At 59.8% G+C, this 733-nt stretch carries 1 protein-coding gene; it reads right to left on the reverse strand.

Annotated features, from left to right (window positions below; genetic code table 11):
• Positions 1–211: 211 nt before the first annotated feature.
• Positions 212–733 (reverse strand): transporter substrate-binding domain-containing protein (locus AC1D0Z_RS23440; RefSeq protein WP_477660515.1); only part of this gene is annotated, 522 nt, incomplete at its 5' end.

A 733-nucleotide genomic window follows, 5' to 3' on the forward strand; every position in this document is an offset into this window, starting at 1 on the left:
GCCGATGATGGCACCGAAGAAAACAGACGCTACCGCCAGCAGCAGCGTCCACGCGGCGCCCTTGAGCATCAGCGGCAGGGCATCGCGCAGTAATTGGGTCAGGCCAGACAGGTCCATAAGGGTCTCCACAAATAAAAACCCCGGCGAAGAGCCGGGGTGTTTCAGGGCGCCTGCCGGTAGGCGGCGCGCGGCTGATCGAATGTTACTTCGGTTATTTCACGGCGACAGGCGGCTTGCTCACGTCGCGGTCAAACCATTTGGTCGAGATCTTTGCGAAGCTGCCGTCGGCTTGCAGGTCGGCCAGCGCCTTGTCGATGGCGGCCTTGAACTTCGGGTTGTTCTTCACAAAGGGAATGCCGGACTTTTCGAGGTCACCCACGGGTGCACCGGGCTTGAGCGGCAGCTTGGTCTGCTTGACGATGTAGGGGATGAGCAGGCTGTCGTTGAGCGCGGCGTCGATACGGCCCAGTGCCAGGTCTTGCAAATACTCTTGCGCGCCGGGATAGGTCTTGACGTCGATGCCGCCTACTTTCCTGGCGATGTCGGCGTAGTTGGTGCCCTGGCCCAGGCCGAGCTTTTTGCCTTTGAGATCTGCCAGTGTCTTGAACTCGCGCTTTTCGTCCTTGCGAATGATCAGCTGCGGGGCCGAGATGGTGTAGGGCTCGGAGAAATCAAAGGTCTCCTTGCGCTTGTCAGTGATGCCGACCTGGTTGATCACCACATCGTACTTGCC

The sequence above is a fragment of the Polaromonas sp. P1_E3 genome, from assembly GCF_056405935.1.